Genomic DNA, 19,882 nt, shown 5'->3' with positions numbered 1-19,882 from the left:
ATTAAGTGAGCCAGCCCGCCTGCTGAATGGTCATGTACGCGGCAGTGCCCGCCGCTATAGAGAGAAGTGCATTGCGCCGCCACAAGTGGATGATCACCACCAGACACCCCGGCAGCAAGGCGTCCAGCCCTGGTGCGCTGGCGCTCCAGTTTGCCGACCGCTGAAGAAAAATTACCGCAAGCAGCGCCATCACAGCCGCCGGCAGAAATCGACCGATGTGCTTTACCAGTGGATGTTCGGTGTGGCGCTCGAAGAACAGGAATGGCACTACACGGGTCGCAAAGGTTGCGCCGGCGGATACGGCAATAAAGGCCGCCAGATAATACTGCTCAGCCATGGCTGACCTCACTGCTCTTTGTCCGTTTGTGGTGCTTCCAGTAATGGAGTAGATGAGCGGTTGTTACCAGGGTGATGGCGGCAATCAACTGATGGGCTGGCGGTACCAGCAACATGGCCAGGCCAGCCGACAATGCACCCGCCCAGAGCGGAAAGGTTTCGCCCAGGGCTCTGTACTGCTCAATCGTCAGGACGATAAAAAGCGCAACCAGGGCGAACTCAATTCCGGTGCTGTCGAAAGCGACCAGTTCACCAAGCAGGGCACCAAGGGCGCAGCCCGCTATCCAGTACAGTTGGTTGAACAACGTAATCCTGAAATCAACGGCCTGTTCATGTTGGCGGTCTGATGTCCTTGGCCGGCTGGTAAGCAGGGAATAGGTTTCATCGGTAAGGCCGAAAATCAGATAGCCCTTGCGCCGGCCGGCACCGCGGAACTGCCCCAAAAGAGAAAGCCCATAAAACAGGTGCCTGGCGTTAAGTACGAACATGGCAACAGCCACTTCCAGCAGTCCGGCACTTGCGGCCAGCAGGCTGACAGCGAGTATCTGGCCAGATCCCGCGTAGATAACCAGACCCATCAGGGGCGCAACCCACCAGGCATAGTCCAGCTGCGTTGTGAACAGCACGCCGAAGGCCATGCCCAATGGCAGATAACCAAACAGGATCGGCAGTGTCAGTCGGAAGGCGTTCTGGTTCATTAGCATCCAAACGTTATCAAAGCGGCGATGATAGTGAATTGGGCCGGGCTTTTGAAGTGGGCCTAATGGCGTATTCAACTATTTGACGCGCTTGGCGCAATAAAAGTGTCATAAAACAGGCATACCCTCCACGGGTAATTACCCCACTGGAGTTGTCATGCTGTCCACCGTTCGCTCCCGCATTCTGTTTTTTGCCATTTTGTCCCTTATCGCTGTAGCCGGCCTGGCGGTTCTGTCGTGGATGATCATTCTCAAGGCGGAGGATGCCTCGGAGAATCTTATGCGCAACAACCTGCAGGACACCTGGGTGCTTATGGACCTTGAGCATGACCATCGCAGGCTTCAGGACCTGGCTTTCAAGGTAAAGGCGCAGTTGCTGTTGTGGGATGAAATTGAGGCAGAGTTTGAGTACCTGGATACGGCGTTGCGCAATCACTGGAAGCGTGTGCGTGACGCTGAGCGTTTGAGCGACTGGGCGAGCAGTCATCAGGGTGAGTTTGATCGGGTGTTGGTCCTCATGGCCGCCATGGAGGAGGGTATCCGGGAGAAAAGTTACTACCGGGTAGGCCAGGTGGTCGATTTTCAGCTTTTTCCTGCTCTAGAACCAATGCTGGCTGCCATTAACCAGCAGCAGGCCACGAGCCGGGATGACGTGTCAGCCGGGGCAGACGATCTGCTCGCCTTCCTCGGCGGCCAGCGAATCCTTCTTCTCGGCGGTTCATTGGCGTTTCTGTTGGTGGTGGTGGCTATGACGCTCTGGCTTCGGCGCTCGGTCATTCTCAGGCTTCAATATATGGAGCGGGAATTGATGGAAATGGAATCCCGGTCTGACTTGTCACGAACGCCGGTGCTGGGAGGTCGCGACGAAGTGGCTGGTGTTGCAGGCGCGCTCGAAGGTCTGGTGCGTCGGTTCGAAGATTTCATTGGTGATATCCGACGCGCAGCGGCAGGACTGGATGAACGTTCCGCGGCACTTGATGGCGGGGCTGAGGCCTTGCAGCGTGCGGCAGAGCAAACTGGCCAGCAAATTGGTGATGTCAATACATCAATGACCTCGATTGCAGATCAGGCGTCTCGTATCGAGCAAGCCACGGAGATGTCCGCAGTTACCGTGCGGCAGGCCGTGGTTGCCAACGCAGAAGTGCAGGATGGTCTGCGGAACAGTGAGCAGGCGGCAGAGCATACGATTGAGGTGATTGCACGGGTGTCGGAATCGATTCACGCCCTCAATGACTCGACGGGCAAGATCGAACAGGTGATCGGAGTGATTGCCGATATTGCCGAGCAAACTAACCTGCTGGCCTTGAATGCCGCCATAGAAGCCGCTCGGGCTGGCGAGCATGGTCGGGGATTTGCAGTGGTGGCAGACGAGGTGCGCACGCTTTCGCGAAGGACGGCCGAGTCCACCGGCAACATTCGCCAGTGGGTCCAAGACCTGGTAATGGGCGTTGGTAGTGTCGATGCTCTGCTGGCAGAGATGCGAGAGGCGGGAGAGTTGAATCAGACCAACCTCCTGGCGCTGAAAACCCACCTGGAGCGCTTGAAGAACCAGTTCGATGAGCTGGAGCAGCACAGCGATCATATCCGTAGCTCCATTGCTCTTCAGCACGAGGAAATCGGAAGAGTGGGCCGTCGGGCTGTCTCCTTGTCTGCCAGCGCAGACACCCTGACGGAGAACGTTGATAACGCGCGGAAGGTGAGTGAATCGCTCAGGCAGGAATCTGTGTCTATGCGGCAGTTGGCGTCGGGCTTTCGAACCCGTTCCACGAATCAATAGAACGTGTCTCCAACAACGGGGGTTCTGGTTGCCGCCATAAAACCGTAACATACGGCGACTGATTGGAGGTTTTATGAGTGACGAAGCAGCACAGCAGCCGGAAGCGGACCCTCGGGAAGAGAAATTCGTGGTCGATGCCGAGTTGCTCACTGATGACCAGTTGCAAGGGCTGGCAGAGGAGTACTGCACCCGTTACCATGGGTTGAATGACACTGAAAATCCACTGGCAGAGCGGGAACGTGTGCTGTGTGCCGTGCGCCGTGGTGATCTGGTGGTCTGGTTTGATCCGGTCGAAAACACGGCCGGCCTTGGTAGCCCTCCCACCGCAGTCTGAAAGCTATTTTTGATTTGTCGGCAGGCTTTTGCCAGCGGTGCCTACCCGTAGGCTTTGCTAAACGTTACAATCAGTCTGTTTTTTCATACCTGATGGCGAGGTGACATTTGATCAGGGTACTGGTTGTTGATGACCACGAGCTGGTGCGCTCCGGTATAACCCGTATGTTGGCTGACAATCCCGATATTGAAGCGATTGGCCAGGCCTCATCCGGTGAGGATGCGATTGAGTTTGTGCGCAAGGACCGCCCGGATATTGTCCTGATGGACATTCGGATGCCTGGCATTGGTGGCCTCGAAGCAACCCGGCGAATACTGCGCATTGATGATTCTATCCGGATTATCGTCGTGACGGCCTGCGCCGATGACCCATACCCCGCCAGGGTTATGCAGAGCGGTGCTACGGCCTATATCACCAAGGGGGCTGATATTCAGGAGATGGTTCGGGCTATCCGCAAGGCCCACTCCGGCCAGCGATACATCAGCCCGGAAATCGCCCAGAAAATGGCCCTCAAAACGCTGGGTGGTGACCGAGAGGAAGACGGGGAGCTATCCCGTTTTGAGCGGTTGTCTGAGCGAGAGATGCAGATCGCCATGATGGTGGTGGATTGCCAGAAAGTGCAGGACATTTCCGACAAGCTCTGCCTGAGCCCGAAAACCGTCAACAGTTACCGCTATCGTATTTTCGAGAAACTCGAGATCTCAAGTGATGTCGAGTTGGCACTGATGGCGGTACGGCTTGGATTGCTGGATGCCGACAAGGTCTGAACCCGAAGAAACTGTCGGGATGTTTGACAGCAAAGACTTCCTGAAGCAATTAACCGAACGCCCGGGTGTTTATCGTATGTACGATGATACCGGTGGCGTGCTGTACGTGGGCAAAGCCCGCAACCTCAAGAAACGCGTCAGCAGTTATTTCCGCAAAACCGGCCTGGCCCCGAAAACCGAGGCTCTGGTGGGCAAGATTGCTTCCATCGAAGTCACCATCACCGGCAGCGAAACCGAAGCCCTGCTGCTTGAACAGAACCTGATTAAATCCCTGCGGCCGCCCTACAACATCCTGCTTCGGGATGATAAGTCTTACCCCTATATCTATCTGTCGTCTCACAGTGATTACCCGTCGCTGACCTTCCGGCGGGGGCGCACCAAGAAGGGTGGTGGTACCTGGTTCGGCCCTTTTCCCAGCTCCGGGGCTGTCAAGGAAAGCCTTAATGTTCTGCAGAAGGTTTTTCGTATAAGGTCATGTAGTGAAAGCTATTTCAGGAACAGAAACCGCCCCTGTCTGCAGTATCAGATCAACCGCTGTACCGCACCTTGTGTCGAGTACATAAGCTCCGAGGACTATCAGCAGGATATTCGCCACGCAACCATGTTTCTGGAAGGCAAGAACCCGGCGATCATACATGACCTGATGAATGCCATGGAGGCGGCGTCGAAGAACCTGGAATTCGAGAAAGCGGCCGCTTACCGCGACCAGATCAACCACCTGCGCCATGTGCAGGAGCAACAGTCGGTAGACGGTGAGGGTGGCGATGCCGATGTTATCGCGATCGCCCAGGATGCCGGAGTGGTGTGTGTGGTGGTGGTCATCGTTCGCGGTGGCCGGGTTCTGGGTACCAAGGACTATTTCCCTCGTTTTTCCCTGGAGCAGTCGGAAGGTGAACTGCTTGCGGCGTTTCTGGGCCAGTACTATTTTGGCGGCGATACCCGCCGGGAAATTCCAAGGGATATTCTGGTGCCCGTGGCGGTTGAAGGTGAGGCGCTGCTGGCAGAAGCACTGAGTGAGGCCGCCAACCGCGAAACACGTATTCGCGGCAATGTGCGTGGCGAACGCCGGCGCTGGCTGGAACTGGCCATGACCAACGCCCGCCAGACTTTGCTGACTCACCTGGCCAGTAAGGAAACCGTTTACCGGCGACTGCTTGCCCTGAGGGACCTGCTGGAGCTGGCAGAAACCCCGGCACGCATGGAATGTTTCGACGTCAGCCACAGCCACGGGGAAAATACCGTCGCATCTTGTGTGGTTTTCGACGAGAATGGGCCCCTGAAGAGCGATTACCGGCTATACAACATCGAAGGTGTGACTGCTGGTGACGATTATGCCGCGATGCGGCAGGTGCTGACTCGCCGATATCGCCGGCTGGTTAATGGTGAGGGCAAGCGCCCGAGCCTGGTGTTTATCGACGGTGGTAAGGGGCAGTTGAACATTGCCCGGGAAGTGTTTGAAGAACTTGGGATCTCTGACATTCCTCTGATTGGCGTCGCCAAAGGGGTAACCCGCCGAGCTGGAATGGAGCAGTTGATTGATGCTATGACCGGTGATGTCTTCCGGGTGCCCGCGGATTCGCCGGCGCTGCATCTGATTCAGCATATTCGGGACGAATCCCACCGGTTCGCCATCACCGGCCATCGCGCTCGCCGGGATAAAAAACGTCGGCAGTCTACCCTTGAAGGTATCGAAGGGGTTGGGCCCAAGCGTCGCAGGGAACTTATCCGTTACTTTGGCGGCATACAGGAAATTCGCAAAGCCAGTGTGGATGAAATGACCAAAGTGCAAGGCATCAGCAAATCACTGGCTGAATCCATCTACGCGGCATTGCACGATGAATAGGAACACCATGAATTTACCCAACATACTGACCATGTCCCGAATCGTGATGATTCCGGTATTCGTGGTTGTTTTCTATCTGCCCATGCAATGGAGCTACATGGCCAGTGCCGTTATCTTCGCACTGGCGGGCATCACAGACTGGCTGGATGGCTACCTGGCCCGCAAGCTTGATCAGAGCACGCCATTTGGTGCGTTTCTTGATCCTGTCGCCGATAAACTGATGGTAGCAGTGGCGTTGGCGGTGTTGATTGAGGAGCATGCAGCCGTGCTTCTGACGATTCCTGCTACGGTCATCATCGGCCGTGAAATTGTCATATCCGCCTTGCGAGAATGGATGGCGGAGATGGGCAGTCGGGCGAGTGTGGCGGTGTCTTATATCGGTAAGATAAAGACCACCGCCCAGATGGTCGCCATTGTTGGCCTGCTGGCGTTTCCGCCGGGGCAGTTGCTGGCGTATGTTTCGATAGGGCTTTTGTATCTGGCGGCGGTTCTGACACTGTGGTCAATGGTGTTGTACCTGCAGGCTGCCTGGCCTGATCTTTTCCCGGACAACGATCACTGATCAGCCTTTGGTGACTTATCGTCCGGACTGGCTTCCGCCAGACAGACGTAAGCCCACCGATTCAAGGCTTCTGCCAGGGCGTGGGAACTCTCACTGAAAGCTTCCATCAAATCGTCCGCGGAGGTGTTTCTGGCGCGCTGGTTCACCCGGTGGGTTGTATTGCATAAGCTCCGCCTGGTTCGATTGCTCATGATCTCGGCATGTAACTCTGCTACCACCATCACGCCTTCGCCCTGCCTGTCCTCCGCATGAAATGCCGACAGTTCGGAGATCAGGGTATGACTCGCATAGGCCGGGCTTGTGTCGGTAACGACATTGGCAAAACCGCCGCTGTATCGGAAACTCTGTAGCACATAGTCCCTGACCACCACGGGAATGCTGTCCCGCCACCTTACCGCTGGCAGTGCCTGAAATTCGTAGGGGGAAGGTTTGAGCAAGATCCTTGCACTGTCCAGCGGGTCTGAGGCCAGTGGGGTGTCAATTCTCAGTGACACCGGCCGGGGCTTCTCGTGCATTGACTGGGAGGCATAGGGGGCAAGATCCAGTGCCCGGGGCGGCTCCGGTGTCGGGAACACTGTGCAGGCAGTCGTGAGTGTGGCTATGGAAATATAAACCGCCAACCTTCGGAACCGGATCATCATTGCTCAAACTCCTGGAGGTTGGGGCCGCCGCGTAGGGTGCCTATTGGGTCTGCGTCCAGTCTGCGGGTGAACGAATTCAGGGTGCGGAGGGTGTTCCGCATTTCCCGCAATACCGGCGTGATGTCGCCCAGGCCCTGAATCCCGGCATCCAATATCTGTTCGTTGTCTTCGGTCAGCCGGTCCAGTCTGTGGAGGGTAGGCTGCAACGTGGATAGCGCCAGGCTCATGGACTCCAGAACCGGTGTAATTTCCTGCTCCAGAGTTTGGCGGGCGCGGTCTGATGTATCCGAAACCTTGATGGCCGCTTCCTCTGCGCGGGTTGCGGCCGTGTCGAACTGAGCCATCAGGGCAAGCAACTCTTCCCGATTGGCGAGCAATGATTCTGTGGCCAGACGGGTGTTATCGAGAATAGCCGATACGTTCTCAAGGTTCTCTGATGCGAGCAAGCGGTTCATGCTGGTTAAGAGTTGTTCAGCACTGGAGATCATGGCCTCACCGTTGTTCAGCAGGTTGGAAAAGGCCGATGGTTGTGCTTCGATGAGCGGCGGGTTATCACGGTTGCCCTGAAGTACCGGGCTGTCTGTTGTGCCGCCAGTAAACTGGACACTCATGCTGCCGGTGATATTTGCAAGAACCAGCCCCGCACGGGTGTTCTCCCGAATCGGTATGCCCCTGTCCACGCGCACCAGCACCCGAACATGGGCGGGGTTGTCTGGCGCCAGGGACAATTCGAGCACATCGCCAACCGGAACGCCGCTGTATAACACAGGGTTGCCTTTTGACAGCCCACCCACCGGATGGTCAAAGCCTATCTGGTAGTACGCCCATTCGCGATCAGCAGTCGATTTGCCCAGCCAGAGCGCAAACACCAAGGCAGCGGTTACTGCAGCCAGCGTGAACAGTCCGATAATAACATGATGGGCCTTTGGCTCCATTAAACGGGCTCCTGTCTGGTCAGCCGGTTGTGTGCATCAATTGCGGCCCGCCCCCTGGGGCCATGAAAGTATTCCTGTATCCATTTGTCGTCTGTGTTGGCCACGTTTTCAAGGGTGTCCGCCACCAGTACTTTTCTTTGAGACAATACCGCGACCCGGTCACAGGTTGTGTACAGCGTATCCAGATCGTGGGTAACAAGAAATACCGTCAGCCCAAGGGCATTTCTAAGGGTTACGATCAGTTCGTCGAACGCTGCGGCGCCTATGGGGTCCAGCCCCGCAGTTGGTTCATCCAGAAACAGAATCTCTGGGTCAAGCGCAAGGGCGCGGGCCAGGGCGGCTCGTTTCACCATACCACCGGAAAGCTCGGCAGGGTATTTCAGCGCGGCATCCGCTGGCAGGCCGGTCAGGGCAAGCTTCATTCGGGCCAACTCCTCGGCCTCCGGGCGGGTTAGCCCCGCATGCTCTACCAGCGGGAGCGATATGTTCTGCACCAGGTTCAGCGAGGTAAACAGGGCGCCACCCTGAAAAAGCACACCAAATCGCTGCTCATAAATTGACCGCTGTGCGCCTGAAAGTTCTGTGAGATCGACATCAAATAATTGGATGTGGCCTTCTGAGGGCATATTGAGGCCCACAATGCTGCGCAGCAAAACCGATTTGCCGGTGCCGGACCCGCCAACAACGCCCAGAATTTCTCCCGGATACAGGTCCAGATCCAGGTTCTCATGAACCACATGATCACCAAAGCTGTTACACAGTCCCCGCACCTGGATCACCGGTGTTGACGAACTCTGGGCGCTCGAAGGCTTCATTTCCGCCATGATTTACCAGCCCATTTCCATGAAAAACAACGCCGCTATGGAGTCCAGCAGGATCACCATAAAGATCGACTGAACCACACTGGAGGTGGTGTGCTCACCCACCGACTGGGCACTGCCCGCCACCTTGAAGCCTTCGAGGCACCCAATGACCGCAATCAGGAAGGCAAACACAGGAGCTTTTCCTATACCCACCAGAAAGTGCTTCAGGGCAATATCCCGTTCCACGATGGCCATAAACTGGCTTGGCGGTATGTCGAGCACCAGTGCGCAGACGGTCGCACCACCAACCATTCCGGAGATCATGCCAATAAAGGTAAGCACTGGCAGACTGACCATCATGGCCAGTACACGCGGTACGACCAACAATTCCACCGGGTTCAGCCCCAGGGTACGAATAGCGTCGAGCTCTTCATTGACCTTCATGGCCCCAATGTGAGCAGTGAAGGAGCTGGCGGTGCGCCCGGCCAGCAATATGGCCGCCAGCAGTACGCCAAACTCCCGTAGAAAAGAGAATGCCACGAGATTGACGGTATAGATGGTCGCGCCGAAGTCTTCCAGCACAGTCGCCCCAAGAAAGGCGACAACCGCGCCTACCAGAAAGGTCAGTAAGGCAACAATAGGCAGGGCATTCAGCCCGGTATCATGCACGGCAGCCACAAACGGTGTGATACGCCAGCGCCTGGGCCGGGGCAGTATATAAAACAAGGTGGCGAGGGTTTGACCGATAAAGCCTGCAAGCATCCAAAGCAGCCGGGCAATGGCGGTTACCTTCTCTCCGATGTCGGCCAGAAAGTCCAGCAGTGCGTTTTTCCTGGCGGGCTGCCAGGGTGCGCCTGCCATCGCCTCGGCAACGGTGATCAGAAGTTGCCGCTGCTCATCTGGCAGGCTGGCCTTCTCCATAAAACTCAGAAGATGTTCCGGGCCCACTAACCGGGCAATCAGCGCTGCGCCTGCGGTATCAACCCTGCTTAGCTTACCAAGCTCAATGTTGTTGATCGTGGCACCAATGGACTGAAGCTCGGTTACCCGCTGGTTAAGTAATGAATAATGGGAAAGTGTCCAACTGCCGGATACGGTCAGGGTGTCACCGTTGCAGTCAAGCTTACCGGGGTTGTCGCGGTGTGCTGTCGTGGAATAGCCGGAATCAGTCGCCACAGGTGCCGTTAATCCTTGTCCGGTATGCAGAAAAGATACTCTCAAGCTTAAAGATTCCGGAACTGGTCTGCCACTATCTTTGGTTTTCCATAACGTTGCCAATGATCTTGCCGCTGACGTTGGGCCCCTGCTATGCGATGGTAACGAAGGTTCAAGCCCCCGGTATTTGTATGGGAACGGTTAAAAATTGTACGGAATGAACGGCGTCTCAAAATTCTCTGGTAGAATAAGGCATCTTTTCAAGCAGGTAGCTTATCTTCCTGAACCCTGAGGTAACGTGCATGCCCAAGCATCACAATCGACGCTTTTTTTCATTGTTTTCAGGCCTGGCAGTTTCACTTGCCATTGCGGTTCCTGCCCAGGCTCAGTCATTGGATGACCAGTTGCTTGCCCGCCTTGCCAGTGTTGCGCCCAAGCTGAACCCGGAAGTGCTCGAGGCGGCATTCAAAGCCACTCATTGTGCCATTTCCAATGGTGTCGCCATGCCTGAGCGGCTGGCGGTGATTGACTTTTCCCTGCATTCCAGTCAGGAGCGCATGTGGATCTTTGACCTGGAGCAGGGCGAGCTTCTGTTGAGGGATCTTGTTGCCCACGGCAGAAACTCAGGTAATGAAGAGGCGACCGCCTTTTCCAATATCGAGGGTAGCCACCAGTCAAGCATCGGGCTGTTCAAGGCCAGTGAATCTTACCGTGGCATGCATGGTTACTCACTGCGCCTGGATGGGCTTGAACCGGGTATCAACGACCTGGCGAGGCAGCGGGCCATCGTAATACATGGTGCGGATTACGTGAATACCAATTGGGTAGAACAGTACGGGCGCATCGGCCGCAGCCATGGCTGCCCGGCAGTGGATCAGAAAGTGGTGCAAACCGTGGTGGACAACCTCAAAGGTGGCCAATTGGTCTTCAAATACTACCCTGACCAGAACTGGCTGCAGACCTCCAGTTTCCTGAACTGCGACAGTGCCACCCAGGTTGCCGGCAACCGCGCGGCCCGTGGTGGCAATAGCTGAGTTGGTTTAGGAATCACCGGTCGGGAAGTGCAGGTTGTGCTTCTCGACCAGTTCTTTCGGCGGTGCGCTCGTTGAATAGTCGGGTGTTGACTAAAGTTTGTGCACAATTGCCGTAAAAACATAAACTTGAAAAAAAGGTGTTGACGCCCCCGGCGGAATCCGTAGAATACGCAGCCGTTGACGAGGCAAAGCCTCTAGACGAAGAGCGGGAATAGCTCAGTTGGTAGAGCACAACCTTGCCAAGGTTGGGGTCGCGAGTTCGAATCTCGTTTCCCGCTCCAGTTTCCGAGTCTCTCACGCCTCCTGAGAGCATAAGCCAGAATCCAGGCTTACCCGGCGCGGTGGCAGAGTGGTTATGCAGCGGACTGCAACTCCGTGTACGCCGGTTCGATTCCGACCCGCGCCTCCATTTTTACCCTTTTTATTCAATGGCTTATAATCGTTACAGCCTTACCAGCGTATTGGTCGCGACAATTCCGCGACAATTTCGCGACAAACCTTTCATGATTTGTCCGTATCTCTCAGCGATTTTAGCGTCGATTTTGACCGCTCAGGTGGTCGGATCAATCGGTAATGTTTCCGCATTTGCGGCGATTCGTGCCCGCCTTTATTGTTTTCACCCTGAGATATGAACTCATCGGTAAGACCTTTCTTCCGTAGATCCCGCAGCTGATACAGGCCCTTAAATCCGGCTGCCTCACAGGCCTCTGCCCAGCTGGTCTGCATAAATTTGTGACGCACTGGTTTGGTTCGGCTCCGCATGCCGAAATAACGTGGGTAGACCATCAAATATGGTGAGATTATTTCCTGGTCACGCTTCCAATTCCGGAACCATTCAATCAAGTCGCTAAGTTCTTTATTCATCTCAATTACAATCGGGACACCAGTCTTATGGCGGGCAAAGTGAATTTCACCAAATTCGCCCTCGTCATCTTTTATTTGTTCTTCCTTTAGTCCGAAAACGTCAATGGGTTGCTGTGACATCATGTATATCAGGTCGCAAATCTTGGCTCGCCATGTGCCATCTTTGATTCGTTTGTTTAATCGGTGTTTGCACAGCTGTTCAGTGATCTTGACGTATACATCATCAGGGATCAGCACCTCGCGTTTTGGCTCGCTGATTTTCTCGATGTCCCGTATAGGATTTCGATCAATCACCCCGTCCTGGACAGCATGCATTAACACCCGGCTGAGGGTGTTACGAAGACCGTTGTAATGCGTTGGTTTGGTAAGCCAGGGAGACAGCAATCGCCGTATACGCCTGAGAATCTGTGGGTCGGAGAGGAAGAAATCTGACTCTTCCCTCGCTTCAAGTTGTTGGGCATCGCTTGCGTAGTCCCTGCGTGACGCCAAGGCGATTGGTTTGCCGCGATTTCGCCCCCTCTGGCTGAGTACGTGACACTCTCCCCAGACCATTTTACCGTCCTTGTACCCGTGTCCGAGGACCTCCGTCCGCCATTTACGCAGATATTTGGCGAGGGTGATTTCCGGATCAGCTTCTACCTGCGAGGTTGTAGAGAGTTTTAGTGCCACCTCGTTCACGTCGTATGAATTTCGGTCTTGTTCCCAGATCTGCTGGAGCATTGCCCAACGGCGAATAGCCAGACTTCGATTTGTGGTTTCAAGGCTCGCCTGGATCCGTGTAATCGGATGGCGCACATAATAGACGCCATTATCTTCTCGAATGTATAGCCCTGGATACTGCGCCAGGGATCGGTGTTTGAGGGTTCGACGGCGTGCCATAATTATCCCGTCTGCTTCACAATCTTCATGACGACTGCCAGGTCTTCGTCGTCTTCTGCTTCAGTTGTGCCCCCCCAAGCACGGCTTCGCATGACCGAGAAGAATATGTCGATGTCAATTCGCCAACGCTTGCCGTCCCTAAAAGCCCCTGGAATTGTGGGACAGCGCCGTCGTATTGTTGAGACGGAGGGAGGATGGTCGTCCTCGCCGTAGACGATTGAAATAAAGGTTTCGATTGAGACCAGCCGCATGGCTTTACCCTCCGGCGCTAAGCCTGCTTTTTAACCGTTTGCGCGAACGAGCTGCTATTGCCCGTTCTTGTAGTATTAAATTACCGGTGTTGTGACGCCTTTGGCGGCGTAGCGCTGTGTTTTTTGACGACATTGGGCGTTCCTTGACGTCGAATCGTGGGTTCCGCGTCATCGCATGGGATCGTCATCTACAAAAGACGAGCTGAACATGTCATCTGCCCCCGTACCGTAAAGGTTCCCGCCGACATCAAATCCGCCTTCGATGTCACCCATCATCGGAAGCCCGGTGGTGGGGTTGATGGATGATCCTATATCGTCAAAAACGTCCAGGTGAGAAACTCTGTCGGTCATTAGGTCTGAATCGTTAGAAAATGGTGAATGCAGGTCAGTATCAAACTGCTGTGGGTTGTCTGGCCTGTCATACGAGGAATCCAGCTGCCAGTCATCGTCATCAGGGAAGCTATTTGTATGAAGCGGATCCAGGAGATGCGCCGAGGATGAGCTGTGGCAGTAACTCCGATTGTCCCGGAGAACTGATGAAGACGTGGAGCGGGCGATGAGAAACCCCAGAATGCCTCCAATAATCGCAAAAAATGGGCTTTCTAAACCACCGAACACGGCGCCGGCGATTATTAAAATGATGGTTCTCATCGGATTTGAACCTCTTTTGATTTCTAGGTGTTGGCTCCGGCAAATCTATAGCCGGTCCCTTTGATCGAGAGAAAAGGTCTGACTTTTACGATCGACCGTTGACAGCATACCCCAGTGAGCAAAAAGCCCAAGCGCCCCACGGAGCCTCGGTTTTCAATCAAAAATACCCCTTTAAACTTTCACCGAGTGCAGCGCCGCAGCGCCACGTAGCGATGCCAGAAGGAGGGGGCTGTCGTCCATTTTTACGTGTTTACTGAGTTGCTTCAGAACCAGAGTGCCGATCAAAAAAGTCTGGCCAGTAGGAATTGGTAGCGAGTATGCGGTACCCGGTCCCTGAGTCGCGGAAAGATAGAGTTTGCCGGGCTGTCGTTCGATATGAAGGCCTTTTTGAGGCCGCTTGAAATCGGCGAAGGGAAGATACCCAAGACACACCGCCGCCAGAACTGGGAGTTCGGTTTCACTGAGCTGCAAGGTAATCTTGCGGCACCAATCGATCGAATCCCCGTTTCTGGGCGCCACATCGAAATTTACGGTCCAACCTACCGGCGTTCCTCTTTGCATCAGGGTTGTGGCCTCGACAGTCAAAGCCGCCCGAGCGCCATAGCACCTAGCCTTTTCCTGTGTACCTGGGGGCGGGAGTGGATCATCGAACATAGCGGTACAGACATAGTGCATCGACAATGGGCGTTGCCTCCAGGCTGGACTGTCTGGCGAGACGTGGTGGCTGGCTATTGGAAGATCCTGGATCTGGACGCCAGAGCTTCCTGGGCATGTTCTTCTGCTGTGCAACCACGACACCAGATATAGGCGCAGACGCCCGGACTATTTTCCCATCTTCGCGGTAAGCGAAGTTGGCCCGTAGCTGATTTGGTAAAGGGATTTTTCTGGCCAACGGCGCGCCGGGATCGCAGCGTCGGTTAATCAGATCAACAGCGATGGCTGCGGTGCGCTGGTCAGGCCATTCTGACGCCAGCAGCATGGCCTCTTCGTGGTTCAACTTGATGATCCGCGCATGTTTAGTCGTCCAGGTCCAGCTAAAGACCTGGAGATTCGATGGCATGATTCGTATGCGGGTGTAACACCGCTTGAGGTCCAGGTCGGCAATGCGCACGGCGTTCATCGCCCGGCGAAGTGTTTCGCTTCGATAACCCTTATCCCGGATCTCGTTCTCGATCAGTCGGGTAATCCGACTTGCGGGTGTCGAGCTACGTTTATGGAACTGTCGGATGTCCAGGACCGCCTGCTTGAAGGCGTCTTTAGCGGCGTTGTAGGCGCCTTTCGCAATAACAGTTTCCGGAGAACTGCAGATAATCCCGGCGTCCGGGATCCGGTGTGAGCTGGCCCGAATGGTCAGTTGCGTCATCAAACGAATTGCCACCTGTCGAGCCTCGTGGGAGGTGTGCTCGGTATCGCTGTTTCCGTAGGTGGGCACATACACTGGTTAACCGGCCACGTGGTCGGACTCGAGGGCGGATACAACAGCAAATCCCTGCTCTGACATCTTCTGGAAGGTATCCGAAAGAGTGAAGATAAGCTCGTGGGGCAGAGCTTTACAGTCGACTTGTCTTGGCATGGCAATACCTGGCTTGTTTGACTAAGACTCGTCCAGTATATCGGCCTCCCAGAATTAGCAAGGGGGCAGGCAGGCTTCGCTGGAACTACCTCATCGAGCTCAAATACTCGCAAGCCCTGACCACAAATGGTGATGTTTACTACACCAGATCTGCCACGGAATCCTACAAAAATACCATGCCCGAAACCTTTGAGATGGCCGGCACCCAAGGCGCCTGTCTTTTCCTTCCCTTTCCTTGGTTTGCCTTATGTTACCTGGCACCCGCGAGACGGTGTCTCTCGGGGCGCCTTCTCGGGATGGAAAAGCCGACTCACGGGTAGAGTGAAGCAGGGGGATGCGGGCTGCGGGGGTAGAGGCACCAGTGGCGGATCTGGTGTAGTAGATTGATTAAAAGAAAGATGCCTAACAGATTAACGTTAGCGGCAGGCAGAGCCTTCTTCTGAGGGTTTCGGGGCAACCGAATGCGTCAGAGCGCGACCAATCACATAACCGGCTGCCACACCCACCAGCGCCGTCACTGGCCCGATCAGGCCGCCCAGCAAGCCCCCAACAAACATCAGTATTACGCTTTTCATACAGACTCCTCCCGCCTTCCTGGCAGCTGCACTATTCCGAGTATAGGGCATTGTGCCCAATGTTGGGTTGACCCGCTGATATTGTCTCGCCAAAATACTGTATATTCAACCAGTAACCGGTGTAAAGCATGTCCTGCATTCTGCTTGGCGACTACCAATCCATCTCACGGCTAAATATCCCGATGTTTCTGGAGCGGGTCTCCGCTGGCTTTCCGTCACCAGCGGAAGACTACGTTGAGAAAACCATCGACCTGAACGAGCTGTGCATTCAGCATCCCGCCGCCACGTTTTTCGTGCGGGTTCAGGGAGAGTCCATGATCGACGCCGGTATTTATCCCGGCGATGTTCTGGTGGTGGATCGATCGCTGAGAGCGAAGCATGACGACATCATCATCGCCAGTCTGGAGAGTGAGATGACGGTGAAGCAATTGCACCTGACGCCTCCGCCCGTTCGCCTCCTTCCACGAAACTCGGCGTACCAGCCCATCACCATTGAGGGTGATATGGTGATGGAAGTGTTTGGGGTGGTGACCAATGTGATCCGGTCACTGAAGCGGGGAGGGCAGGGATGATGTCTGTGTGTCTGAGAGAGACCAAGGTGCAATGAGGCAGCCTGTATTTGCGCTGGTAGACTGCAATAATTTCTACGCCTCCTGCGAGAAGCTGTTCCGTCCGGATCTGCGCAATACGCCTGTGGTTGTGTTATCCAACAACGACGGCTGCGTGGTCGCCCGTTCGAAAGAAGCTAAGGCGCTAGGGATCAAGATGGGCGTGCCGGTTCATCACATCAAATCCGAGATTCGTCGATACGGCATCCAGGTATTCTCCTCCAATTACACGCTCTACGGCGACATGAGCCGGCGGGTTATGACTACACTCGAGGCCCTGGCCCCACGGGTGGATGTCTATTCAATCGATGAAGCCTTTCTGGAGCTCACCGGCATTGACCGGGTGGCCTCTTTCGAGGAGTTTGGTCGGGAGGTCAAAAACACTGTTTACCAGAACATTGGTTTGCCGGTCTGTGTGGGTATCGCTCCCACGCGCACATTGGCCAAGTTGGCCAACTATGCCGCCAAGAAATACCCGGCGACCGAAGGTGTGGTCGATCTGACGAATCCTGAGCGGCAACGGCGGTTGATGGCTAGGGTACCGGTTGAGGAGGTTTGGGGTGTCGGCCGAAAGCTCAGTGCCAGGCTGCAGGCCATGGGCATTGTCACAGCGTTACAGCTAGCGGATACCCATCTGGCGACGCTGAGAAAACAGTTCTCTGTCGTGTTAGAACGCACCGCCCAGGAGCTTAACGGCATTCCCTGTGTGGCGTGGGAGGATGTGCCATCCCCAAAGAAGCGAATCATGTGCTCCCGATCTTTTGGCCAGCCCCTGCAGAAGCTGAGCGACCTGGAGGAAGGCGTTGCGCACTTTGCTACACGCGCTACCGCGAAGCTTCGAGGAGGCGAGCAGTATGCCGGAGAGCTGATGGTGTTCATCCGAACCAACCCATTCAAGGCCAGCGCACCGCAGTATTCACGCAGCGCCAGTGTGAAGCTTATCCAACCTAGCCAGGATTCCCGAGTTATTGTGCAGCAGGCCTTGAACCTGCTCCGACCGATGTATAAGGATGGAGTCGATTACGCCAAAGCCGGGGTCATGCTGGGTGATCTGGTGCAAGAGGCGGGTATTCAGGAGGATCTGTTTGAATTCAACCCTGAATCGACACCGGCTGCTGCGAGATCGGAACGCCTGATGGCCGTGATGGATGCCATTAACCGAAAATCCAGGGCTACGGTTTACATGGCCAGAGAGGCCGGGCCTGCCGCCTATGCGATGCGGCGGAGGCATTTGTCGCCGGCGTATACGACTCGATGGGATGATTTGCCAAAGGTTCGTTAGTAAACAAAAGCGAACATTCAGTGGACCGGGGTAAGTCCTCAGTGCGATTGACCTGCCCCTAATTATTGAACCGCTTACTGCCTGGTAAGTTTGGTTTGTTTTTTCTTGGCCCGTTTTCGCGGGCCTTTTTGTATGGTTCGCAAGTGCAACCGGATGATGCGTTTTCGTGGTAAACTGCAACGCCCCCGCCAAGTGTTTCGTGATTCCACATATTATAAAAAATTGTGTTATTATAACCAAATCGTATTTCACGTTTAACGTGCAGCGTTATAAGGTGGGTAATCATGATCAAGAGCTTTAAGTGCAAGCACACAGAGGAGCTTGTAAAAACAGGTAAGACTCGGCGTTTCAATGCAATCCAGCGAACGGCCGAGCGTAAGTTACAGCAGCTGCTAAGCGCTGAAGCTCTTAAAGATTTAAAGTCTCCGCCCGGGAATAGACTTGAGCCGCTTTCTGGAGACAGAGAGGGGCAACACAGCATCCGGATCAATGACCAGTGGCGGTTGTGTTTCCGCTGGACAGATGAAGGGGCGGAAGACGTGGAGATTGTTGATTACCACTAAGGAGGTCGCGCAATGGTTAGTGTAGGTATGCGCCCTATCCATCCAGGAGAGATTTTACTTGAGGATTACCTTGAGCCTCTTGGCATGAGTGTGAATGCGCTTTCAAAAGAACTTTATGTTCCTGCACAGCGCCTGAACGAGATTGTTCGCGAGCGTCGTGGTGTGTCCGCGGATACGGCCATGCGTTTGGCCCGTTACTTTGGGACTACCGAGCAGTTTTGGCTCAATTTGCAGACTGACTACGATTTGCGCCGTGCCCGTGAGGAGAAAGCCGACCAAATCAATAAACTGATTACCCCTCGTAAGCCTGACCATCACGCTGCCTGAACTCTACTCTTTGCCGCTCTTGGTCTCCAAGACGTAAGCGATCGCCGAGGCTCTCCCTTCGGCGCTGGCTGATCGGGGTTCCCTCTACTTAAGCCTGGCCAGCAGAAAACAGGCTTTTTAACCATACTTATGGTTCCTATCCCTCAAAAGAGGGCTACACCATGACATTTCCAATTGGCAAATCTCCCTGGAATAAGGGAAAGCTCGTGGGCCAAAAGCTTCCTCTCAAACTGGAACAGATCTGGGCTATACGTATTCGATTAGAAATCGCAAAGAACATCCGCGAGTTGGCGATGTTCAACATGGCGATTGATTGCAAACTCCGATCCTGCGATATGGTTAAGCTTCTGGTTCGAGATATTTCCAGAAACGGAGAGGTACTGGATAGGGCCCAAGTCATTCAGCAGAAAACCAGTCAACCTGTCCAGTTTGAGATAACGAAAAAGACGCGCGAATCGGTTGAGGTGTGGATCAAATTGCGCGGTCTTACAGGTATGGATTATCTGTGGCCGAGTCGGATGAGACAGTTTGACCACATCACTACTCATCAATATGCCCGTCTCGTAAAAAAATGGATTACCAGCATTGGACTTGATCCTTCAGTCTACGCAACCCACTCAATGCGACGTAGCAAAGCGACATTGATCTACAAGAAGACCAAGAATCTTCGAGCGGTGCAGTTGCTATTGGGACACACAAATATGTCCAGTACCGTGCGATACCTTGGTGTCGAGGTGGAGGATGCTTTGGAGATCGCGGAGAGTATTGAGATTTGATGGGGTAAAGCTGCCCTCAAGCGTAGATCACTGGTGATCGAAACTTCTCTCGGAGTCAGGCGATGAGCAATTTCGGGCTCGGCCAGGGCCCCTCCATTGTCTAAACAAAAGCGAACATTCGAGTCGGGGCCTTTCTCCAGAGTCTCCAAGATAATCGCAGGCATTTCATCCAGTATGATTGGCGGAGCAAATTGCGGACGCTGAATGATTACATGGCAGAGAGGGCCATGCTCGGCTAAGCTATTGTTTTATCGATTTATGTACAGCGCGATGGATGGTTCAAACTCCATAATCATGACGCAGTCGAATTTCTGCAATGATCAAGCGCGCTGCCTGACTGCTGTTATGCGGCACGGTGTGATTGAGCTTTGAGGTCTGAACGGAAGGGAATATATGGCAACGTCTTTAGAGATGACTCGCGAAATATTCATTGAATGCAACTGGAGTTATGACGTATCCCCCGAGAAACACTATGGGTACTCTTCAGTTATGAGTTGTCTGCAAAAGTCTGCAAAGGAAATGGATGAAGCGGGAAAGCCAAATCACGCTAAAGTGTCAACGTCGGGTTAAAACTGACCCACTTTTTGGCAATATCGCCGGTTTAAAACTGACCCACCCTTGGCGGTTAGGTGTTGGTTAATTGATCCT

General features: G+C 54.5%; 23 protein-coding genes and 2 tRNA genes. 14 read left to right on the top strand and 11 right to left on the bottom strand.

Features of this window, described 5'->3' with window-relative positions; genetic code table 11:
- Position 1: 1 nt before the first annotated feature.
- On the bottom strand, positions 2 to 337 hold the full coding sequence (locus ABIE59_RS11715) for a branched-chain amino acid transporter permease (RefSeq protein WP_354447070.1): 336 nt from the start codon (positions 335 to 337) through the stop codon (positions 2 to 4).
- Positions 330 to 1,034: an AzlC family ABC transporter permease gene (locus tag ABIE59_RS11710; protein ID WP_354447068.1), complete on the bottom strand. Its 705-nt coding sequence runs from the start codon at positions 1,032 to 1,034 to the stop codon at positions 330 to 332. The genes ABIE59_RS11715 and ABIE59_RS11710 overlap by 8 nt, the downstream gene beginning before the upstream one ends.
- 157 nt (positions 1,035 to 1,191) lie before the next feature.
- Between ABIE59_RS11710 and ABIE59_RS11705 the strand changes: the two genes are divergently transcribed.
- From ABIE59_RS11705 to pgsA, 5 genes are all read left to right on the top strand, one after another.
- On the top strand, positions 1,192 to 2,811 hold the full coding sequence (locus tag ABIE59_RS11705) for a methyl-accepting chemotaxis protein (protein WP_354447066.1): 1,620 nt from the start codon (positions 1,192 to 1,194) through the stop codon (positions 2,809 to 2,811).
- A gap of 73 nt (positions 2,812 to 2,884) precedes the next feature.
- Positions 2,885 to 3,145, top strand: coding sequence for a hypothetical protein (locus ABIE59_RS11700; protein WP_354447064.1), 261 nt, complete (start codon positions 2,885 to 2,887; stop codon positions 3,143 to 3,145).
- 107 nt (positions 3,146 to 3,252) lie between these two features.
- The gene (gene uvrY, locus ABIE59_RS11695) at positions 3,253 to 3,912 is read left to right on the top strand and encodes a UvrY/SirA/GacA family response regulator transcription factor (protein ID WP_354447062.1); all 660 of its coding nucleotides are present in this window, start codon (positions 3,253 to 3,255) and stop codon (positions 3,910 to 3,912) included.
- Positions 3,896 to 5,755: an excinuclease ABC subunit UvrC gene (gene uvrC, locus ABIE59_RS11690; protein ID WP_354447060.1), complete on the top strand. Its 1,860-nt coding sequence runs from the start codon at positions 3,896 to 3,898 to the stop codon at positions 5,753 to 5,755. The genes uvrY and uvrC overlap by 17 nt, the downstream gene beginning before the upstream one ends.
- 7 nt (positions 5,756 to 5,762) lie before the next feature.
- The gene (gene pgsA, locus ABIE59_RS11685) at positions 5,763 to 6,317 is read left to right on the top strand and encodes a CDP-diacylglycerol--glycerol-3-phosphate 3-phosphatidyltransferase (protein ID WP_354447058.1); all 555 of its coding nucleotides are present in this window, start codon (positions 5,763 to 5,765) and stop codon (positions 6,315 to 6,317) included.
- Here the strand turns inward: pgsA and ABIE59_RS11680 are convergent.
- The 4 genes from ABIE59_RS11680 to ABIE59_RS11665 are packed head-to-tail and all read right to left on the bottom strand — an operon-like array spanning position 6,311 to position 9,872.
- Positions 6,311 to 6,958, bottom strand: coding sequence for an ABC-type transport auxiliary lipoprotein family protein (locus tag ABIE59_RS11680; protein WP_354447056.1), 648 nt, complete (start codon positions 6,956 to 6,958; stop codon positions 6,311 to 6,313). The genes pgsA and ABIE59_RS11680 overlap by 7 nt on opposite strands.
- Positions 6,955 to 7,893, bottom strand: a complete 939-nt coding sequence (locus tag ABIE59_RS11675; protein WP_354447054.1) for an MlaD family protein — start codon at positions 7,891 to 7,893, stop codon at positions 6,955 to 6,957. The genes ABIE59_RS11680 and ABIE59_RS11675 overlap by 4 nt, the downstream gene beginning before the upstream one ends.
- Complete coding sequence (locus ABIE59_RS11670; protein WP_354447266.1) at positions 7,893 to 8,708, bottom strand: ABC transporter ATP-binding protein; 816 nt, start codon at positions 8,706 to 8,708, stop codon at positions 7,893 to 7,895. Before ABIE59_RS11670 ends, ABIE59_RS11675 begins: the two co-directional genes overlap by 1 nt.
- A 12-nt stretch (positions 8,709 to 8,720) precedes the next feature.
- Entirely contained in the window at positions 8,721 to 9,872 is a 1,152-nt protein-coding gene (locus ABIE59_RS11665; protein ID WP_502915353.1) for an ABC transporter permease, read from the bottom strand.
- 281 nt (positions 9,873 to 10,153) lie between these two features.
- Here ABIE59_RS11665 and ABIE59_RS11660 point away from each other — a divergent pair, with 281 nt between their 5' ends.
- The 3 genes from ABIE59_RS11660 (at position 10,154) to ABIE59_RS11650 (ending at position 11,294) form a co-directional block, all read left to right on the top strand.
- Positions 10,154 to 10,885: a murein L,D-transpeptidase catalytic domain family protein gene (locus ABIE59_RS11660; RefSeq protein ID WP_354447052.1), complete on the top strand. Its 732-nt coding sequence runs from the start codon at positions 10,154 to 10,156 to the stop codon at positions 10,883 to 10,885.
- Positions 10,886 to 11,090: 205 nt separating this feature from the next.
- Positions 11,091 to 11,166: transfer RNA gene (locus ABIE59_RS11655), tRNA-Gly, on the top strand.
- Positions 11,167 to 11,220: 54 nt separating this feature from the next.
- Positions 11,221 to 11,294 (top strand) — tRNA-Cys (locus ABIE59_RS11650).
- Between the two features lie 92 nt (positions 11,295 to 11,386).
- On the opposite strand, the gene ABIE59_RS11645 is transcribed toward ABIE59_RS11650, so the two are convergent.
- The 5 genes from ABIE59_RS11645 to ABIE59_RS11625 all read right to left on the bottom strand — a co-directional run bounded on the left by ABIE59_RS11645 (position 11,387) and on the right by ABIE59_RS11625 (position 15,678).
- Positions 11,387 to 12,628: a site-specific integrase gene (locus ABIE59_RS11645; protein ID WP_354447050.1), complete on the bottom strand. Its 1,242-nt coding sequence runs from the start codon at positions 12,626 to 12,628 to the stop codon at positions 11,387 to 11,389.
- Positions 12,629 to 13,047: 419 nt separating this feature from the next.
- A complete protein-coding gene (locus ABIE59_RS11640) occupies positions 13,048 to 13,530 on the bottom strand; it encodes a hypothetical protein (protein ID WP_354447048.1) in 483 nt (160 codons plus the stop codon).
- A gap of 171 nt (positions 13,531 to 13,701) precedes the next feature.
- The gene (locus ABIE59_RS11635; RefSeq protein WP_354447046.1) at positions 13,702 to 14,091 is read right to left on the bottom strand and encodes a hypothetical protein; all 390 of its coding nucleotides are present in this window, start codon (positions 14,089 to 14,091) and stop codon (positions 13,702 to 13,704) included.
- 82 nt (positions 14,092 to 14,173) lie between these two features.
- Complete coding sequence (locus tag ABIE59_RS11630) at positions 14,174 to 14,962, bottom strand: hypothetical protein (RefSeq protein WP_354447044.1); 789 nt, start codon at positions 14,960 to 14,962, stop codon at positions 14,174 to 14,176.
- Between the two features lie 557 nt (positions 14,963 to 15,519).
- On the bottom strand, positions 15,520 to 15,678 hold the full coding sequence (locus ABIE59_RS11625; RefSeq protein ID WP_354447042.1) for a hypothetical protein: 159 nt from the start codon (positions 15,676 to 15,678) through the stop codon (positions 15,520 to 15,522).
- Between the two features lie 128 nt (positions 15,679 to 15,806).
- Between ABIE59_RS11625 and umuD the strand changes: the two genes are divergently transcribed.
- From umuD to ABIE59_RS20000, 6 genes are all read left to right on the top strand, one after another.
- Positions 15,807 to 16,250 (top strand): translesion error-prone DNA polymerase V autoproteolytic subunit, encoded by a 444-nt coding sequence (gene umuD / locus ABIE59_RS11620; protein WP_354447040.1) that lies wholly within the window; start codon positions 15,807 to 15,809, stop codon positions 16,248 to 16,250.
- A gap of 31 nt (positions 16,251 to 16,281) precedes the next feature.
- On the top strand, positions 16,282 to 17,568 hold the full coding sequence (umuC, locus tag ABIE59_RS11615; protein ID WP_354447038.1) for a translesion error-prone DNA polymerase V subunit UmuC: 1,287 nt from the start codon (positions 16,282 to 16,284) through the stop codon (positions 17,566 to 17,568).
- 284 nt (positions 17,569 to 17,852) lie between these two features.
- On the top strand, positions 17,853 to 18,131 hold the full coding sequence (locus ABIE59_RS11610; protein ID WP_011786639.1) for a type II toxin-antitoxin system RelE/ParE family toxin: 279 nt from the start codon (positions 17,853 to 17,855) through the stop codon (positions 18,129 to 18,131).
- Positions 18,132 to 18,143: 12 nt separating this feature from the next.
- The gene (locus ABIE59_RS11605; RefSeq protein WP_354447036.1) at positions 18,144 to 18,458 is read left to right on the top strand and encodes a HigA family addiction module antitoxin; all 315 of its coding nucleotides are present in this window, start codon (positions 18,144 to 18,146) and stop codon (positions 18,456 to 18,458) included.
- Positions 18,459 to 18,619: 161 nt separating this feature from the next.
- Positions 18,620 to 19,234 (top strand): tyrosine-type recombinase/integrase, encoded by a 615-nt coding sequence (locus ABIE59_RS11600; protein WP_354447034.1) that lies wholly within the window; start codon positions 18,620 to 18,622, stop codon positions 19,232 to 19,234.
- 393 nt (positions 19,235 to 19,627) lie between these two features.
- The gene (locus ABIE59_RS20000) at positions 19,628 to 19,804 is read left to right on the top strand and encodes a DUF7380 domain-containing protein (RefSeq protein WP_502915352.1); all 177 of its coding nucleotides are present in this window, start codon (positions 19,628 to 19,630) and stop codon (positions 19,802 to 19,804) included.
- The last annotated feature ends 78 nt before the right edge of the window (positions 19,805 to 19,882 follow it).

The sequence above is a fragment of the Marinobacter sp. MBR-99 genome (genome assembly GCF_040547575.1).
Lineage (GTDB): Bacteria > Pseudomonadota > Gammaproteobacteria > Pseudomonadales > Oleiphilaceae > Marinobacter.
The sequence above is the reverse complement of the archived record's forward strand: the minus strand, read 5'-3'. Positions and strand labels throughout refer to the sequence as shown.

Bases quoted from the DNA above. Each gene is read 5' to 3' on its own strand.
- ABIE59_RS11715 (WP_354447070.1), bottom strand. From the start codon at position 337: ATGGCTGAGCAGTATTATCTGGCGGCCTTTATTGCCGTATCCGCCGGC.
- ABIE59_RS11710 (WP_354447068.1), bottom strand. From the start codon at position 1,034: ATGAACCAGAACGCCTTCCGACTGACACTGCCGATCCTGTTTGGTTAT.
- ABIE59_RS11705 (WP_354447066.1), top strand. From the start codon at position 1,192: ATGCTGTCCACCGTTCGCTCCCGCATTCTGTTTTTTGCCATTTTGTCC.
- ABIE59_RS11700 (WP_354447064.1), top strand. From the start codon at position 2,885: ATGAGTGACGAAGCAGCACAGCAGCCGGAAGCGGACCCTCGGGAAGAG.
- uvrC (WP_354447060.1), top strand. From the start codon at position 3,896: ATGCCGACAAGGTCTGAACCCGAAGAAACTGTCGGGATGTTTGACAGC.
- pgsA (WP_354447058.1), top strand. From the start codon at position 5,763: ATGAATTTACCCAACATACTGACCATGTCCCGAATCGTGATGATTCCG.
- ABIE59_RS11680 (WP_354447056.1), bottom strand. From the start codon at position 6,958: ATGATGATCCGGTTCCGAAGGTTGGCGGTTTATATTTCCATAGCCACA.
- ABIE59_RS11675 (WP_354447054.1), bottom strand. From the start codon at position 7,893: ATGGAGCCAAAGGCCCATCATGTTATTATCGGACTGTTCACGCTGGCT.
- ABIE59_RS11670 (WP_354447266.1), bottom strand. From the start codon at position 8,708: ATGAAGCCTTCGAGCGCCCAGAGTTCGTCAACACCGGTGATCCAGGTG.
- ABIE59_RS11660 (WP_354447052.1), top strand. From the start codon at position 10,154: ATGCCCAAGCATCACAATCGACGCTTTTTTTCATTGTTTTCAGGCCTG.
- ABIE59_RS11645 (WP_354447050.1), bottom strand. From the start codon at position 12,628: ATGGCACGCCGTCGAACCCTCAAACACCGATCCCTGGCGCAGTATCCA.
- ABIE59_RS11640 (WP_354447048.1), bottom strand. From the start codon at position 13,530: ATGAGAACCATCATTTTAATAATCGCCGGCGCCGTGTTCGGTGGTTTA.
- ABIE59_RS11635 (WP_354447046.1), bottom strand. From the start codon at position 14,091: ATGCAAAGAGGAACGCCGGTAGGTTGGACCGTAAATTTCGATGTGGCG.
- ABIE59_RS11625 (WP_354447042.1), bottom strand. From the start codon at position 15,678: ATGAAAAGCGTAATACTGATGTTTGTTGGGGGCTTGCTGGGCGGCCTG.
- umuD (WP_354447040.1), top strand. From the start codon at position 15,807: ATGTCCTGCATTCTGCTTGGCGACTACCAATCCATCTCACGGCTAAAT.
- umuC (WP_354447038.1), top strand. From the start codon at position 16,282: ATGAGGCAGCCTGTATTTGCGCTGGTAGACTGCAATAATTTCTACGCC.
- ABIE59_RS11610 (WP_011786639.1), top strand. From the start codon at position 17,853: ATGATCAAGAGCTTTAAGTGCAAGCACACAGAGGAGCTTGTAAAAACA.
- ABIE59_RS11605 (WP_354447036.1), top strand. From the start codon at position 18,144: ATGGTTAGTGTAGGTATGCGCCCTATCCATCCAGGAGAGATTTTACTT.
- ABIE59_RS11600 (WP_354447034.1), top strand. From the start codon at position 18,620: ATGACATTTCCAATTGGCAAATCTCCCTGGAATAAGGGAAAGCTCGTG.
- ABIE59_RS20000 (WP_502915352.1), top strand. From the start codon at position 19,628: ATGGCAACGTCTTTAGAGATGACTCGCGAAATATTCATTGAATGCAAC.